The organism is Anaerococcus sp. NML200574 (genome assembly GCF_026131665.1).
GTDB classification, from domain to species: domain Bacteria; phylum Bacillota; class Clostridia; order Tissierellales; family Peptoniphilaceae; genus Anaerococcus; species Anaerococcus kampingae.
In genome coordinates, this window is record NZ_JAMXSM010000001.1 from 98,215 (window position 1) to 116,013 (window position 17,799).

Genomic DNA, 17,799 nt, shown 5'->3' on the forward strand with positions numbered 1-17,799 from the left:
AATTTTCTCCTCTAATTTTTCTTGCTATATAGGTGGCAAGCTACCTCGTGGTCTTCATCTATTAGGACTCTTTCTGGGATTTCACTCTTACAAATATCCATGCACTTGCTACACCTATTGTGGAATGGACAGCCAGCTGGCTTATGGATTGGACTTGGCACATCCCCTTCTAGGACAATCCTTTTTGAATCAGCTCCCACTACTGGTATTGGGACAGCTGATAGGAGGGCCTGAGTATAAGGATGGGCTGGGTTTTTGTTAATCTTCTCGCTGGTAGATATTTCCATGATATTGCCTAGGTACATTACTATTATTCTATCAGAAATATATTCTACTACCGAAAGGTCATGGGCTATAAAAATATAGGTTAGGTCAAGCTCTTTTTGGATGCCCTGGAGTAGGTTTATTACCTGGGCCTGGATTGATACGTCTAGGGCTGATACCGGCTCATCCAGGATTACTACTTCTGGGGACACGCAGAGGGCCCTGGCTATACATAGCCTTTGCCTTTGACCACCTGAAAACTCATGTGGGTAGCGGTACATATAATCAGGTCTTAGGTTTACTCTCTTTAGCCTATCTTCTATGACCATGTCTATGTCCTTTTTCTGGTTGACCCCGTGGGCAACTAGGGGTGCCTTGAAGGAATCATAGATTTTTTTCATTGGGTTAAGGGCTGAATATGGGTCTTGGAAGACCATTTGCACTTCTTTTCTAAAATCAAAGAGCTCTTCTTTATTAAATTTGGTTACATCTGTCATCTTGCCGTGAAGATTGTATAAAACTTCGCCACCGGTTGGGTTTTCTAGTCTCATTATAGACTTGCCAAGGGTTGTCTTTCCACAACCAGATTCACCTACAACACCGACTGTCTCTCCACGTCTGACTTTAAATGATACCCCATCAACCGCCTTGACAGCTCCTGTTTGCTTTTTGAAAAAAGTGCCTTCATAGATTGGAAAATGGGTCTGTAGGTTTTTGACATCAAAGACAATTGTATCTTTTATTTCATTTCTTACTAATAGGTCGTCATTTTTTTCTATTATTTTCTCATCTACTTTCATCTACGACCTCCTTTTCTCCTTCTAATAGGAGACATCTGGCTGTGTGGTTACCTTCTACTCTAAATAGTGGAATATCCTTATTTAGGCATTCTTCTGTGGCATAAGCACATCTATTTGCAAACTCGCAGCCCTTTACATAATTGGCTGGGTCTGGGGTTTCGCCTGGTATGGTTGATAGCTTCTTATTCCTATCCATGCCTGGTACTGGAACAGATTTTAATAAAAGCTTGGTGTAAGGATGGGTAGGAGAATTAAAAACATCTGCCACTTCCCCATATTCTATAACTCTTCCCATATACATGACTGCAACTTGGTTGGCTACTTCTGCCACAAGGCCCATGTTGTGGGTTATAAGGATTACTGACTTGCCTTCCTTATCTCTTAAGTCCTTCATAAGATCCATGATTTGGGCTTGGATTGTAACATCAAGGGCTGTGGTTGGCTCATCGGCTATTAAAAGATTTGGGTTATTTACCATGGCTATGGCAATCATTACCCTTTGTTTCATACCACCAGAAAATTGGTGAGGGTAATTATCAAATCTTGATTCTGCTTCAGGTATGCCAAGCTTTTTAAGCATTTCTATGCCGATTTGTCTGGCTTCTTTTTTGGAAATCTTCCTATGCTCTAGGATATTTTCTAGGATTTGGTCACCTACAGTGTAAACTGGGTTTAGGGATTGCATCGGGTCTTGGAAAATCATTCCGATTTCCTTACCCCTAAGCTCTCTCATCTTTTTTCCGTAGGCTTTTTCCTTTAATATATCGACAATCTTACCATCTTCCTTAAAAAATTCTGAGCTTCCTGAGCTTATCCTAGCTGTCTTTGGCAAGAGTTTGACCATGGAATTGACTGTGACTGATTTGCCGCAGCCAGATTCTCCTACTATTGATAAGATCTGACCCTTTTTAACATCTAGGCTTACGTTTTTTACTATTCTGTTATATCTCTTTCCTACCTTAAATTCTGTGGATAGGTTTCTTAATTTGATTATATTGTCCATATTTCACCTAATTTCTTGGGTCTAGAGCATCTCTTAGGCCATCGCCCAAAAAGTTGATGCTCATTACAAATAGGGATATAAAGAGGCCTGGTATTATCCATTGCCACTTATACATTTGGATGACTGTTATTGACTTGGCCGCATTTATTATTGTTCCCCAAGTTGGTACATTTGTTGGAACACCTAGTCCTAGGAAGGATAGGCCTGTTTCTTGGAGTATAAAATAGGCTATGTTTATGGTTGTTGCTACTATTATTGGGCTTAGGGTGTTTGGCAAGATGTCCCTAAACATAATAGCAAAGTCTGATATACCAAAGGCCTTGTTTACATCTACATAGGTTTCTTCTCTTAATCTTAAAACTTCATTTCTTACTATCCTAAAGACTGTCATCCAGCCTATGAGGGTGAAAACTAGGATCATATTTGATACTGAAGGGCCAAGGATGGTTACAAGGACCATGACAAGTATTATCATAGGAAATGATTGTAAGACTTCTGATATTCTTATGAGGATGACATCGATTAGACCGCCAAAATATCCAGCTATTAGGCCAAAGATTGTGCCTATGATGGATGTTGTAAGGGCTGATGATATACCGATTAGGATTGAAATCCTGCCACCATAAAGGAGTCTTGAGTATAGGTCACGGCCTGTGGAATCCGTCCCAAATAGGTGGCCATTGCCTGGGGCTTGATTAAGCTTACCCATATCTATTTGGTTTGGGTCATGGCTGGCAAGTAGGGGTGCAAAGATTGCTGATAAGATCATTAGCAAGACTATCACAAGCCCTACTATTGCCAATTTATTTGATAAAAATTTTTGCAAAGACCTCTTTGCCAAGGATGACTTTTTTTCTTTTTTCTCTACTAGATTTATTTCTGTCATAATTTCACCTACAATCTTATTCTTGGGTCAAGAATCGCACTTAGGACATCTACCATGAAGGAGATTACAAGCATAACTGTGGCTATGAGTAAGGTTGTGACCATTATTATCGGATAGTCACCGCTCGTTACAGCTCCCATGAGGGTTGATCCTATGCCTGGCCAGTTAAATACTGATTCTATTACTACAGAACCTCCTATAAGGCCTGGAATCCTGAGCATGATTGTGACTAGAATTGGTCCCATTGAGTTTCTGAAAGCGTGTTTTAGGTAAACCTTCCATTCTGGTATGCCCTTGCTCCTAGCTGTTTTGATATATTCTTGGTTCATTACTCCAAGCATAGAGTTTCTAGTATACCTTAATACTGTTGCAATCATGGCTATGGATAGGGCTAGGGCTGGTAGAACTAAGTTTTTGCTCTTATCCCAAAAGCTTGTCATGCCAAATATATTTCTTCCCCCTACCGGGAACCATCCAAGGGAAAGGGCAAAGACAGATATGAGAACTATACCAAATAAAAATTCTGGTATGGATTGGCCGATTACACCTATAACTCTTGCTATATAGTCAATTGGGCCATTTTGGTTGACTGCTGATAAGATTCCTAAAACTATACCTAGGATTGATGATATGATTAGGGCTGCTAGGGCAAGCTCTACTGTCGCTGGTAGTTTTTGGGCTAGTATATCTTTTATTGGTTGTCCATTTATTATAGAATAGCCAAAGTCTCCCTTTATTACCTGGCCAATCCACCTGCCATATTGGATTAGGATTGGATCATCTAGGCCATATCTAGCTCTTAGCTCTGCTATCATCTGTGGATCTCTAGCTGAGCCTGGTGGCAAGAGGTAGTTGATTGGGTCTATTGGCATAGCCTGGAGGGCAACAAATATTAGAAAAGAAATTACTACAAGCATTGGTATCATTTGTATTAATTTCTTTAGTATGTATTTAAAAATATTGCCATTTTTCATTTATTTTCTCCTTAAAGCGCAATTTTTCAAAATTTAAGGGGCAACAGTTGTCGCCCCTAATTGAATAACTATTTAAGCTCCCAATTTTCAAATCCGATGTCTGCTGCAAACCATGGATTTGTAAACTTAGCTCCGTTAGTATTTACATTGTCTGTATTTACTAATATTTCATTTTTAAGCATGAAGACTACTTCTTTTGATAGGTCTTCTGATTCGATTTTTTGAAGTTCCTTTAGGATTTCTGCTCTCTTTGTCTTGTCAGTTTCTTGAAGGAGGTCAGAATATAGACCTTCGTATTTTTTACCAACTTCTTCGCCAAATACTCTTACTAGGTTGTTATTGGCTGGAACATATTCTCCGTACCATTCTTCATAGCCAAATGCTGATAGGCCTTTGAGGGCTATGTCGTAGTTTCTTAGTTCCATAAGTTCTTGGGTGGCATCGCCCGCAAATTTTTGTACGTTTACTGGGATTCCAACATCTTGTAGGTTTTGAGCTATAGAGTTATAGAGATCTACTGATGATTGGTCAGCCATGTAGTATCTAAATTCTAGTGGTTGATCTGCTTTGTAGCCGATTTCTTTTAGAAGCTCTTTAGCTTTTTCTGGATTGTAAGCGTATTTTTCAGCTTCTTCGTTTTTGTTATCAGCATCTTTTGCTGGTACACCGAAGGTTGATACTTCTGCAAGACCTGGGAAGAGGCTCTTGGTTAGGTTTTCTCTATCTATAGCGTAATAGATTGCTTGTCTAAACTTAGGATTTTTGATCCATTCGCTAGCTGGTCTTTGATCATTGCCTGTTTGGTTAAATACTAGGTAGTAGTAGAAAAGTGTGTCTACAGTTTGGCCTTCCCAGTTTTCTTTCTCAGAAACTGCTTGGATTTCTGTAGGTACCTTAGAATTAAATACGTCTGCTTGATCACCTAATACTGCATTTAATTTAGCATCAGATGGTACTATATTTACTACTACTGATTTGATTTTTGGTGCTTGGCCTTCGTAATTTTCGTTTGGCTCAAGGGCTAGGTAAGAGTCTGTTGCAACTTCTTTAACCTTGTACATACCATTTGTGATTGGGTTTTTCCAGAAGTCTGCTGTGTGATATTCTGTCATATCTACGCCTTCAAAGCCTGCCTTTGGAAGGATTGCAAATTGTGAAAGAATCGGAATCATGTTACCAACAGATTTATCCATCTCCATTGTTAGCTTGTTGCCTTCTACCTTTAGACCAGCAACTTCTTCTGCCTTACCTTCTTTGTAGTCTTCTGCTCCCTTGATTGATGAGAAGGCTGACTTATAAATTGAGTTTACTTTTGCTGCCTTTAGAGCACCTTCGATTGAGAATTTTACATCTTCTGCTGTAAGGTCAGATCCATCTGACCATTTTAGGCCATCTTTTATGTTAAATTCATAGCTCATGCCATCTTCTGCCATTGTGTAAGAATCTAGAAGATCTTCTTTAAATTCTGTTAGTTCTGGATTTGCCTTAAATAGAGATCTGAAGGTTATAACCTTATAGATATCTCCACGGTTCCACCAAGGTGTATCGAAGTTTGTACCTTCACCTTGTTTGTCAAATAGCATCCTTAGAGATTTTTCGCTAGACTCGTCTTTCTTTGCTGTTTCTTCTACCTTTGTTTCTTGCTTAGCATCTCCTGCTTCCTTGTTTTCTGGTGCCTTTGCGCCACCACAAGATGTTAGTAGCATGATAGCTGATAGGGCTAGGCCTAAAACGTAATTCTTTTTCATGTTCCCTCCTTGAAATTCGATTTCGTGATAAGGTTTTTTAAGTATATATGTAAAGTTGAAGTTATAAGCTTATATACCTAAAAAACATTTTCCTAACTATCTACATTATAGGACATATTAAAAATAATTTCAAATTTTTCATTAATTTTGAAAGTACTTTTAGATGCTCTCTTATTTTTTATATTTTTTGCTAAAGATTCTTCTAATTCATCAGATATTCAAAGTCAAATTCTATATATTTTAAAAACTCTTTCTCTTCTAAACCATCCTTTTGTCTTTGTTCAAAAAGAAGGGCGAAAATATCGTCTTTTCCTGTATATTCTAAGCAAGAATAGGTGAAGTTTGTGTCTGTGATTTGCTTTTGTCTGATGGTCCTTAGTTTATTTCCCTCGCCTACTTCCATAACCCTGATATAGCCATTGTTTCTGCCTGGACCTTTGGGATTTGCTACTAGGATATATTCCTTGCCATCCTTGTCATATTTTAGGACCGATACCATGCAGAAGGCTTCTGAATCAAAATCTGTCTGGCAAAGGGCCTTTTCAAAAGTCTCTCCATCATCGTATGAATATGAATAAAGAATCCTATCCGATGTTGTCCTCGAAAATAGGATTAGGGTCCCGTCATTTAGGCTTACTAGCTGGCTTTCACTTGTATTTGTGAGAGTTTTTCCATCTAGGGCAGAGTAGCCTTCTCCATCATTTACAGACTTTGACCTAGTCCAGGTCTTGCCAAAGTCATCTGAATAAATTAGACAGGCATGTTCCCTTAAATCATAGATGTCATCCTTATTTTCTGTGGTGTAATAAAGAGGGATTAGGATCCTGCCGCTTGGTAATTGGAGGCCTCTTCCGGGGCAGACTCCCATAAAAATCATCCTATCATCTGCCACAAAGTGGGATATATCAACAGGACTTGCCCATGTCTTGCCCCCATCTTCTGATTGGGTAAACCATAGGTAGGGTGTTTGGTGGACTCTAAGGAAGGATGTCTCTGAATAAATATTTCCTACTAGCTTGTCACCCTCATAAATATTGCCCAGCTTATCAAAGGGATAGGAATCCTCCATACAAACCCTGTATGGACTTGGGGTATGGTCCATCCCATAGACTTTGCCATTTTTTATGTAGAACCTAGACTGGGCCTTTTCAAAAAGGAGGGTATTTCCGCTGTTATAGAATAAAATCGGATATTTTTCACCGCCAAATTCTACATAGCCTGTGCCTTTTTTGGATGTAAGGTAGTTGCCGCTTGACCTAAACTTATCAATTACCATGTAGACCTTATTGCCTGGTTCATAATAGGCTGGAGTTAGGTTGGTGTCTATGGTGTAGGTGGGATTGGCGTCTTTAAATCTTGGCTCCATAAAGGCTTTGAAGAGGCCTGAAAAATCATCATCACCCTTCTTTTTGATCCTTAGGGCTGGCTCTATCAGACCTCCCCAGTCGCTTTCACTTTCTAATCTTTGATCAGCTGCAGCCAAGAGGTCACCATTTTTAAGGAGAGCAAGGCTTGGTATCCTATAATATGGCGATTCCTCAAGGCCTGGATAAAATAAATCTATTGTCTGGCTTTTATACATAATACCTCCTTGGTAAAACATTTTCCTAATTTAATTATAGACTCTTGCAATTTATTTTCAATGACTAAAGGGTTTTTGAAAATACTTTTGCTTTCTTTAAAGACTTTGAAGAAAATCTCAAAGAAAAAAGCCCGCCTTGGGCTTTTGTTTTTAAAAATCATCTTGCATTAAATTTAAGGTTACTAGGAAGGACTTGTAGAAGCTGTCTATTGGCAAGAATTCCTTGTTTGAGTGGAAGTTGTGGGCTCCTGTGAAATAATTTGGGGTAAAGATTCCCTTTCTTGATAGGAAGGACCCGTCAGTTCCTCCTCGCATTGGGATTATTTTTTCTTCTATCTCTAGGCTTTTAAAGACCTCCCTAAGCCTTTCTACAGCGATTTTGTTTTCATCATTCATAGAGTCAGCTATATTGTCATAAACATCTGAAATTTCAATCTCTATCTGAGCTTTCTTGTATCTTTCTTTTAATAGGTCAGCTATTTTATAGAGATAAGCCTTGCTAGCCTCAAATTTTTCCCTATCGTGGTTTCTTATATTAAAGTCAAGCCTTAGATTAAGGACATCTGACTTTATATCTGTCATCCAAATATATCCTTCCCTATTTTCGGTATTTTCAGGCATCTTGGCTCTATCTAGCATAGAAATAAAATCGTGGGCTATCATGATTGGGTTTACTAGATTGTCCTTGGCTGACATTGGGTGGGCTGATACTCCTTTTATTTTGAGGGTCCCGCTTGCTGCATTGAAGGTCTCATAGACAAGTTCTCCAAGGGCGCAACAATCTATGGTGTAGGCATAGTCGACATTGAACTTATCAAAATCAATTTTTCTTGATCCCCTAAGTCCTATCTCCTCATCTGGGACAAAGGCTATGAAAATCTCACAGTGGTCAATCTCTGGATTTTCTTTTAAAAACCATAGGGCTGTCATAATATTGGCAATAGCCGCCTTGTTATCTGCCCCTAGGACCGAAGTCCCATCGGTTAAAATTATATCATCACCAATATAATCTAGGATTTCGGGATTGTCCTTGACATAAAAGGTGATTTCTTCGTTTAATTTTATATCCTTGCCATCATAAGCTTTGATAAGCTGAGGGTGAATCTTATCTGATAAGCCCACATCGACCGTATCAAGATGGGCAACCCAGCCAATAGACCTGGATCTATCTCCCCTCCTAGGAAGCCTTGCCTGAACGACTCCAAAATCATTTACCTTTATATCTACTAGGCCCACGTCCTCTAAATCAGCCGCTAAGACCTTGGCCATCTCCCACTGACCAGGGCTTGATGGGACTTCTTCATTTTTATCATCAGACTGGCTAGGGATTGCCAGGTATTTTAGGAAATTTTCTACTAATTTATCTTTTATTATCTTTTCATTCATTATCTTCTCTTTTCTTTATTAGAGAAAAAACCACAGGCTGGCTGTGATTTCCTCTAAAGCCTAAAATCTTACTTGTTAAGGTCTAGGTTCTTTATATTTTTGTCATGGTCAATATAGTAAAGCTTGCCATCATGGGCTCTGTAGCCGTAGGATTCTAGGTCTTTTTCTATGGTCTCTCCTGTGAGATAATTTATTATATCCATCTTGAATAAATAAGCAGATTCATCTGAATTTACTGGATTTTGGATGATCATGTATTTGCCTATGAAATTGAGGGTTGAGGAGTCTTCCAAGCTGTATTTTTCATCTTTTATGGTAAATTCATTTCCTTCTGATTTGAATATCTCATAGATAGGCTTACCCTTATCAAGGTATTTAGCCCCCATTACATATTGGACCTGGGTATCTTTTTCGATTAAATCTGGTTCTTGGTCAAAAGCCTTTTCTAGGTCAATCCTATAAAGATTTACAGTCGAATCCTTTTCAAGTTTTGAAAAAACTGCTTCCTTATCAGTGACTCCTAGGCCTATTATACTTTCCCAACCTATTGATCTTGTTCCTGTGTAGAGGTTTATCTTTCCACTGGCTAGGTTTACTTGGGCAAGACCTGACTTTTCGCTATTAAGCTTGTTATAATCATCACCGTCGTAGTAAGAATACATGCCATAGATCTTATCACCTATCATTGCCTTTGGCAAAAAGGCCTCGTTTTCCTTAAATTGATAAAGGGTGGTAATGTCCTTGCCGGCTATCTTTCTTATGGAAAAATCATGCTTAGGATAAGATCCTAGGACAAAGAGGTCACCTGAATAAGGAATATAGCTTGCTGAGTATTCCTTTTCGTAAGAAAGATCTTTTGTATTAAAGCCTAAATCCTTGAGGACATCTATCACCTGACCATCCTTGATGCTTACTAAGTCGTAGTAGGAGAAGAAATAATCATCCTCTCCTAGGGCCTTAGCATCTTGATTCTCATTTGAATTTTCTAAAGATCCTTCTGGCTTATTTTCAACTTGGTTTTCTATTTTTTCTTCAGACTTATTAGCTTGGTTGACACTCTGGTCTTTTTGGCCGCATGCTACTAGGCCTAGGGCAAGAATTGTAATAAGAATTTGCTTTTTCATCAGTTACTCCTTAAGGCTTCTATAGCTGATAATTTGGTAGCACGTCTAGCTGGAATATAGCCTGCCATGACCCCTACTAGGGCAGAAAATCCTACTCCCACTAGGGCAAGACCTGGGCTTATGGAGATGATTTCTCCCCCATCACCACCGAAGAATCCTCCCCCTTGGGTTAGATTATTTATAAGAATTCCAGCTCCAAAGGATATTATAAGGCCAATCACTCCTCCAAAAAATCCTATAAAGCCTGATTCTATCAGAAACATGGACCTTATGTCAGCTATTGATGCTCCGATTACCTTCATGACGCCGATTTCTTTTTGTCTTTCATAGATTGACATGAGCATGGTGTTTATGATGCCTATGGCTGACACTATGAAGGCCACAGATCCGATTCCACCTAGGATTAGGGTGACTTGCATGGTTTGCTTTTTGATCTCTTCTGCAGAGCCTGCCTCTGATTGGGTCTTAAAGCCTGCCTTTTTTATGTTATTTTCAATTGTTTCTAGATTATCTACATCATCTACTATGACCCTTAGCTTTTCATAGGTTACCTTATCTGACTTATCGATTATGGTTTGGCCGGTTTTTTCATCAAATGATCCCATCTGTGGGGATTCTAGCTTGGCATCTTCTTTTTTAAGCTTTTTATAAAGGCTTTCGTTGATGTAGGATGTCCATCCCTTGAGCAGGGAGGCATTATTTAGCTTGCCAGCAATTTTTACCGGCACATCTACATAGGTTGGCTTTGAGCTTTGCTGATTTTCTTCATCATTGCCAAAGTGGACCCCATCATCTTCTTGGTCCATATAGCCAAGTCTAATGCTAAATTTGTGGTCATTGAAATTAAAATCATCTGCACTTCCGGTAGATGACCAGCCCCCACCAGGCATTACTTCTATTTTATCAACCCTGGCCTGCTGGCTAAGTATTATTTTGTCAGAATCAGATGGACTTAGGCTCTTACCCCATTCAAACATATCAGGGCTAAGCATGGCAAAGATTTCATCAGGTATGACTTCAAAACCGCTTGATAGGGCGTAGGACTTGCCATCATCTATGACTAGGTCTGACCAAAATTCTTTGGATGGGACTACAGCCCTTACTCCCTTGATTTTTTTAAGTTTATTAATATCTGCTTCCTTGACTTCGATCCTGTCATCTTGCTGGTCATTTACTATAGATATGCTAGTTAGACCGCCAAATGATTCTATCATCTGCTTTTGAGAATTTGAAATGCCGCTGGCGAAGGCTAGCATGAGTATGATTGATGTTGCCCCTATGACTACTGAAAGGACTGTAAGGATTGTCCTTGACTTTCTCCTGGAGAGATTTCTTAGAGCCATTAGGAGCCTGTCACTAATCTTCATCGTCTATTAGAAGCTCCTCATCTTCTTTTTTGTGTTTTCTCTTCCTATAAAGTACTACTGATAATACTATTATGGCTATGAGGCCTATCCATATAAATGGGGATGTAAGTAAAGATCCTCCGCCTTGATCCATACCCTGGTCCATGGATGGGTCATAGGCTCCCATTTCTCCATTTTCTCCTGGCATAGCCTCTTCTCCCATGCCAGCTCCTACTTCTTTGTTGAAGTCTAGGGTTTGAGTGTGGAGCTTGCCTGTGGAGTCCTCGTAGGAGAGCATGATTTGGCCTTCTATTTCGCCCTCCCTAAGAGGGGTGGCTGTGAAAGAAAATGTCTCTTGGGTTCCTGTCTTAAAATTACCTATGAATTTCCTGTCATTGTCTATCTTTATACCCTTGCCTATGACATCGCACATGAAGGTGGATAGGTTATCCTTGCCGGTGTTATAGATATTTACAGACATTTCTGTAGGTTGGCCGACAGCTAGGTCTTCTGATTTAACATTGCCCATGGTCACCCCAGCCCTTTGGACAACTGGAATTCCTATTGCTTCAGTACTCTTGTATTGGTTGCCGTCAGCATCTTCATATTCTATGGTCATATTTATGACGTAATTTCCTGCTACAGCATTTGGAAGGACATTCATCCTTATCTGCCTGTGGGCGGTATTCCATGGATAGAGGGCTGATACGTAAAATGAATTTGATTGGTTAACTGGCGAAAATACAGACCCATCTGAGACCATGGAGGAATTTTCACCTGTGTTTTGAGGTTGAGCTCCTAGGTTTTGCTCAATGGTGGCCTTTAGGTTGTAGATGGTGTTTTTGGAATTGGTATTGTATAGGTCAAAATATAGGTCAAAGGACTTGCCAGCCTCGGCTATTTTTGGCTCTAGCCTATAGGCTGATATCATTATCTTTGGTTGGTTTTTGACATTTACGGTCATTTGTTCATTTGTATTTTCACTCATTTGTAAGTACCTCATCAATTGTTAGTTTTTCGTGAATTTTATCTAGCTTGCCATCTCTCATGAAAAGGGTCTTGTCGGCAAATTCTGTCATTTCATCATCATGGGTTACCATAATAAAGGTTTGTTTGTTTTTCCTTGTGATATCTTTTATAAGCTGCATTATCTCAAAGCTTGTCTTGGTGTCAAGGTTGCCTGTAGGCTCATCGGCAAATATTATAGGAGGTGCTCCTACAAAGGCTCGGGCAATGGATACCCTCTGCTGCTGGCCGCCTGAAAGCTCATTTGGCTTATTATAAATCCTGTGCTCAAGGCCTACTGCCTTTAAGATTTTAATAGCTTCTTTTTTCCTCTCCTTAGCATCTAGGCCCTTAAAGGTAAGGGGCAAGGCCACATTTTCCCAGGCTGACAAATAAGGAAGTAGGTTGTAGGATTGGAAGACAAAGCCTATGTTTAGGTTTCTAAATTTGGTTATTTGGTCTTCTGTCAGTTTTGTAAGGTCAATCTTACCATATTCAATAGAGCCTTTTGTCGGCCTTTCAAGACCTGCCAACATATTTAAAAGGGTCGACTTACCTGATCCAGATGTACCAAGAAGGGCAACAAATTCTCCCTTTTCTATGTCTAGGTTTATCCCGTCCAGGGCCTTTATAATAGACCCTCCGACCTTATAATATTTTTTAAGATTTCTTATCTTTATTAAGCTCATCATCTTTCCTTTGGTAGTGAGGATTTAGGTCTGTCATGTAAAGGTCGTAGGCTGGCTTATCTATTATAATATCAATCTCCCCAATGGATTTTCTTACATTATCTTCGGTGAATTTCTTCTTAAAATCATAGAGTCCATCGGTCCCATCAGTCTCAAAAATCCCACCCATGTCGTAGTATTTTATGCCATTTTCTATGCAATATTTAATCTCTTCAAAATTTATCTGGTAATTTTGGCTCATGTCCTTATGCTTATCAGAGGAGCCTCCATAAAGGGAAGTAGCCCAAGTGCCATATTTTATCAGAAGAGATGAGCAAACCGGCTCTCCTTCATAAAAGCAAACAGAAAGCCTTGACTCATCCTCATAGAGGTCGTAGAGGTCTTTCATATAATCAAGTGGCCTGTGACCGATACCAGCTCTTTCTGATGTTTCTACAATTTGTTCATAGAGGATATTTATATCTTCTTTTGGTAAAATTTTCGTAACAATCCCATCCCTATAGGATTTTCTTATATGCTTTCTGGTATTTTTGCTAAAGGTCGCCATTATTTCATCTTCATTTCTCCCCTTTATGTCTAGGACCATATTTAGGAGGGGTTGGCTAGATTTTTCCTTATCAAAACGGACCTTTAAGCCATTTTCCTCATAGAGCTTTACTAAATTGTCATCATAGGCATAGTAGGGGTCTAGCCTTAGCAAAAACCCGTCATTGGCCTTTGCAAAATCGCTCGCCTCTCCTATTAGGCTTTTGATAGAATCAATATCATAAGGGTCGCAAACAGGGCCTCTTGGGCCGTAGAAGAAATTCTTGCCTGTTTTCTTATCCCTTATATATATTACAGATAGGGCTGCCTTTATCTTACAGTCTTCTTCTAAATAAAAATATACACTCTCCCAAGTCTTCTTAAGCCTTGCCCAACGCATGTCTTGTTGGAAATGGCCATAGGGGGATGTTTTTATAAAGTTATTGTATTTTTCAACTTTGTTTTTATCTTTTAAATCAAGTATCATTGCTTACCTCAATTCTTAATGTTTGGTCTATAGTAATACACTTATGATAATTGTATCACACTAAAGGTACATAGGCAAGAACTTAATTTAAATAATATTGATAATTATATGCAATTAGCCTTAAAATTTTTGTAAGAAAAAAGTCCTATCTCTAGGACTAAAAATAATTTATCTCTTCTTTTCCAGCTCTAAAATCCCAAAAGACCTCCCTGCATTCTCCCTCATAGATTTTTAGGATATGGTTCATGGACATGGATTTGGGATTGATCTTTTTGAAGTCTTCATAATCTTGCCAAAAAAGCTTGCCTTCCCTATTATCTGTGATAAGGTCTCCTTCAAAATCGCTTGTTTCATAAAGAAGGCCCACATCCTTTCTCTCATCAGTGATCCAAGTGATGATGCCGACAAGCTTTGGATTTTTGATATCTAGGTTGGTTTCTTCTTTGGCCTCCCTTATGGCTGCATCTTCAAAGGATTCTCCCTCTTCAACCTTGCCTCCAGGAAAAGTGAGTCCCTCCCAGCCATATTTTTTGACCTTGTCTAATACCAGGACCTCGCCTGTGTCTTTATTATAAATTTTTATCATGTTCATTAGTAATACTTGCATTTTTATACCTCTCTTAGAGATTATACAGACTTAAAAAGAGGCTAGCAAATGCCAGCCCCTCATTAGTCTATAATCTTTCTAGACTTATTTTAACTTTCTTATCGTTTAATTCTAGATCTTCACCATCAAGTTCCGCTTTTGATAGATTTTCTGCTAGGGTTTCTTTTTTGATTACTTCCGCAAACTTTTCAAGAGAGCCTGCAAGGTCAGGATCAGCATCGAAAGCAATATTTATCCTATCTGTAACCTCAAAACCAGAGTCTTTTCTTAGGTTTTGGATTTTTGAGATAAATTCTCTAGCGTAACCTTCATCTCTTAAATCTTCTGTAATTTCTGTATCTAGGATTACAAAGACATTGCCGTCAATTTCCACATCAAAGCCTTCCTTGGCTGAGATTCTAATATCAAGATAATCCTTACTTACTTCAAATTCTTCACCAGCAAGATCTACCTTTACTGGTCCCTCTTCGACCTTTTCTATAAAGTCTTTAGCATTTGTAGTTGCAAGGTATTTGGCAAAGTCATTTACCTTGGATTGGAAAATCCTACCTACTACCCTGAAATCTGGTTTTAGGAAGTAGTTCATAAATTCTGATAGGTCATCTTCAAAGTCGACTTCCTTGATATTTAGCTCTTCTTTTATAAGTGGAAGAAGATTTTCTAACCTTTCCTTATAAGAACCATCTACTACAATCTTTGATAGAGGTTGACGTACCTTGATTGCTTCTTTTTCTCTTGAAGCACGGCCTAGGTTTACAATCTTTCTTACAAGGTCCATGTCAGCTTCGATTTTTTCATCGATTAAGCTTTCGTTTGCTTCTGGCAAGATTTGGGTGTGAACTGTTTCTTCACCTGTAAGCTTCTTAAAGACTTCCTCTGCTAAGAATGGTGTGATTGGCGCTATTAGCTTGGCTAGGGTCACTAGGACATCGTAAGTTGTCTTATAAACAGCCTTTTTAGAATCAGTCATATCTTGAGACCAGAATCTCTTCCTATTACGTCTTATATACCAATTTGACAAATCTTCTACTACAAAGTCATTTATCTCGTGAACTACCTTGTTGAAATCAAAGCTATCCATATAAGAATCGTAGTCTTTGATTAGGCTGTTAAGTCTTGAATATAGCCATTTGTCTATATTATCAAGTTTTACATCAGAAAATCCTTTGATATCTTCTAGGCTTAGACCATCTGTGCCTGCATAAAGGGCAAAGAAGTTGTAGACATTTTCAAAAGTTCTGAAGAAGTTATTTTTAACTTCAATTAGGCCTTTTTCGTCAAATTTGGTTTGCATCCAAGCTGGTGATACGTATAGGGAGTAAAATCTTACCGCATCTGCCCCATATTTGTCGAATAATTCGAATGGGTCTAGGGTGTTGCCTAAAGATTTTGACATCTTTCTACCGTTTTTATCTACTACTAGGTCATTTACTAGGACATTTTTAAATGGAGCCTTGCCAGTGGTTATTGTTGAAATAGCCATTAGTGAGTAGAACCAGCCCCTTGTTTGGTCGATTCCTTCGCAGATAAAGTCTGCTGGGTAGTAGTCATTTTCAAAGAGTTCTTTGTTTTCAAATGGGTAGTGGAGTTGGGCAAATGGCATGGATCCTGAGTCAAACCAAACATCCATTACGTCTGGAACCCTAGACATGGTGCCCCCGCACTTATCGCACTTGATGTGAACATCATCTACATATGGTCTGTGTAGCTCTATATCTTCTGAAATATCCTCGATTGCACGGTCTTTAAGCTCAGCACGGCTGCCTACTGTATCAGTATGGCCGCACTCACATCTCCAGATATTAAGTGGTGTACCCCAATATCTAGACCTAGATATTGCCCAATCCTTGACATTGGCTAGCCAATTGCCAAATCTCTTCTCACCGATTGTTTGTGGGAACCAGTTTACTCCATCATTATTTTCTACCATCTCATCTGAGAACTTGCTCATTTCGATATACCAAGATGGTCTTGCATAATAGATTAGTGGTGTGTGGCATCTCCAGCAGTGTGGATAGTTATGCTCCATTGTTTCCTTGGCAAATACTTTCCCTTCTTCTTGTAAATGTCTCCAGATTTTCTCGTTGGTATCGAAAACAAATTCACCTTCCCAAGGTGTTGTGGTAAATTTACCTTCTAGGTCAACTGGTTGGACGAAGTCTAGGTCATATTTTCTACAAGCTTGGTAGTCGTCCTCACCAAAGGCTGGTGCTATGTGGACAATACCAGTACCATCTTCTGCTGATACATAGTCAGCTAGGATGACCTTAAAGGCCTTGCCTGGTTTGGTCTTAACATATGGCATCAATTGCTCATATTCTAAAAGCTCAAGGTCAGTACCCTTCATTTCCTCGACAAGTTCATAATCTCTCTTATCCATAAGTTTTCCCATCAAAGATTTGGCCATGTAATAATAGCAATCATCTTCTTTATCAAAAACTTTTACATAAGTTAATTCAGGATTCACAGCAAGGGCAAGGTTTGATGGCAAGGTCCATGGAGTTGTGGTCCATGCTAAGAAATATTCATTGTCAGCATCTTTCTTTTTGAACCTAACTGTAAGGGTGATGGTCTTTTCAAATTCATAGCCTTGGGCTACCTCGTGGCTGGCAAGACCTGTACCACATCTTGGACAATAAGGCATAACCTTGGCTCCTTCATAGATTAAACCTTCCTTGAAGGCCTTATCTAAAAGCCACCACTCACTTTCTATGTAGTCATTGTTCATGGTTACATATGGGTGGTCCATATCGTAAAGATATCCCATCCTATCTGACATGTCTCTCCACATATCAGAATATTTCCAAACAGATTCCTTACATAATTTGTTAAATTTCTCTATGCCATATTCTTCTATGTCGTTTTTGTCATGAAAGCCAAGTTGCTTTTCAACTTCGATTTCAACTGGCAGACCATGTGTATCCCAGCCGGCCTTTTTAAGGACCCTGTAGCCTCTCATGTTCTTATAGCGGCTTGTCATATCCTTTAGGGTTCTAGCTATAACGTGGTGGATACCTGGCTTACCATTTGCTGTTGGAGGGCCGTCATAGATTACATAGTCTTCGGCATCTTTTCTTGTTTCAAATGTCTTATCAAGAAGATCAATCTCATCCCAAAACTTTTGGATATGGGCTTCTCTTTCTCTGACATTTTTACTGTTAATTTCTTCAAAATGATGATTGCACATATGATTTCCTTTCTAATAAAAAAGGACCGTCCATACAGACGGTCCACTTATTTCCTGATTTGCTCTTAAGGATTGGCATTCCTACTAGGCTACTTGTTTCACCTAATAAACAATAAAGATGATCTTCGCTCATATCTCCCCTAGCATTCTCACCAACCATGCCTCTCTGAAGCTTTGATATAAGTT

At 39.1% G+C, this 17,799-nt stretch carries 14 protein-coding genes; all 14 read right to left on the reverse strand.

Going from position 1 to position 17,799, the window contains the following annotated elements; translation table 11 throughout:
• Positions 1-11: 11 nt before the first annotated feature.
• Entirely contained in the window at positions 12-1,007 is a 996-nt protein-coding gene (locus NH286_RS00420; RefSeq protein ID WP_399525093.1) for an ABC transporter ATP-binding protein, read from the reverse strand.
• Between the two features lie 43 nt (positions 1,008-1,050).
• Entirely contained in the window at positions 1,051-2,067 is a 1,017-nt protein-coding gene (locus NH286_RS00425) for an ABC transporter ATP-binding protein (RefSeq protein WP_265212227.1), read from the reverse strand.
• 7 nt (positions 2,068-2,074) lie between these two features.
• Positions 2,075-2,953: an ABC transporter permease gene (locus tag NH286_RS00430; RefSeq protein WP_265212228.1), complete on the reverse strand. Its 879-nt coding sequence runs from the start codon at positions 2,951-2,953 to the stop codon at positions 2,075-2,077.
• A gap of 8 nt (positions 2,954-2,961) precedes the next feature.
• The gene (locus NH286_RS00435; RefSeq protein ID WP_265235975.1) at positions 2,962-3,927 is read right to left on the reverse strand and encodes an ABC transporter permease; all 966 of its coding nucleotides are present in this window, start codon (positions 3,925-3,927) and stop codon (positions 2,962-2,964) included.
• A gap of 68 nt (positions 3,928-3,995) precedes the next feature.
• Positions 3,996-5,675 carry an ABC transporter substrate-binding protein gene (locus NH286_RS00440; RefSeq protein ID WP_265235977.1) on the reverse strand — a complete coding sequence of 560 codons (1,680 nt, stop codon included), beginning with the start codon at positions 5,673-5,675 and terminating at the stop codon, positions 3,996-3,998.
• Positions 5,676-5,877: 202 nt separating this feature from the next.
• Complete coding sequence (locus NH286_RS00445) at positions 5,878-7,257, reverse strand: sialidase family protein (RefSeq protein ID WP_265235979.1); 1,380 nt, start codon at positions 7,255-7,257, stop codon at positions 5,878-5,880.
• 150 nt (positions 7,258-7,407) lie between these two features.
• On the reverse strand, positions 7,408-8,643 hold the full coding sequence (gene pepT / locus NH286_RS00450; RefSeq protein WP_265235981.1) for a peptidase T: 1,236 nt from the start codon (positions 8,641-8,643) through the stop codon (positions 7,408-7,410).
• A gap of 68 nt (positions 8,644-8,711) precedes the next feature.
• A complete protein-coding gene (locus NH286_RS00455) occupies positions 8,712-9,767 on the reverse strand; it encodes a hypothetical protein (RefSeq protein WP_106460874.1) in 1,056 nt (351 codons plus the stop codon).
• Entirely contained in the window at positions 9,767-11,134 is a 1,368-nt protein-coding gene (locus NH286_RS00460) for an ABC transporter permease (protein WP_265235983.1), read from the reverse strand. Before NH286_RS00460 ends, NH286_RS00455 begins: the two co-directional genes overlap by 1 nt.
• Positions 11,124-12,101, reverse strand: a complete 978-nt coding sequence (locus tag NH286_RS00465; RefSeq protein WP_265235985.1) for a COG1361 S-layer family protein — start codon at positions 12,099-12,101, stop codon at positions 11,124-11,126. Before NH286_RS00465 ends, NH286_RS00460 begins: the two co-directional genes overlap by 11 nt.
• The gene (locus NH286_RS00470) at positions 12,094-12,807 is read right to left on the reverse strand and encodes an ABC transporter ATP-binding protein (protein WP_106460877.1); all 714 of its coding nucleotides are present in this window, start codon (positions 12,805-12,807) and stop codon (positions 12,094-12,096) included. Before NH286_RS00470 ends, NH286_RS00465 begins: the two co-directional genes overlap by 8 nt.
• Entirely contained in the window at positions 12,779-13,819 is a 1,041-nt protein-coding gene (locus NH286_RS00475; protein WP_265235988.1) for a lipid II:glycine glycyltransferase FemX, read from the reverse strand. Before NH286_RS00475 ends, NH286_RS00470 begins: the two co-directional genes overlap by 29 nt.
• Before the next feature lie 157 nt (positions 13,820-13,976).
• Positions 13,977-14,426, reverse strand: coding sequence for an 8-oxo-dGTP diphosphatase (locus NH286_RS00480; RefSeq protein WP_106460879.1), 450 nt, complete (start codon positions 14,424-14,426; stop codon positions 13,977-13,979).
• Positions 14,427-14,493: 67 nt separating this feature from the next.
• Positions 14,494-17,613, reverse strand: coding sequence for an isoleucine--tRNA ligase (ileS, locus tag NH286_RS00485; protein WP_265235990.1), 3,120 nt, complete (start codon positions 17,611-17,613; stop codon positions 14,494-14,496).
• Between the last annotated feature and the right edge of the window lie 186 nt (positions 17,614-17,799).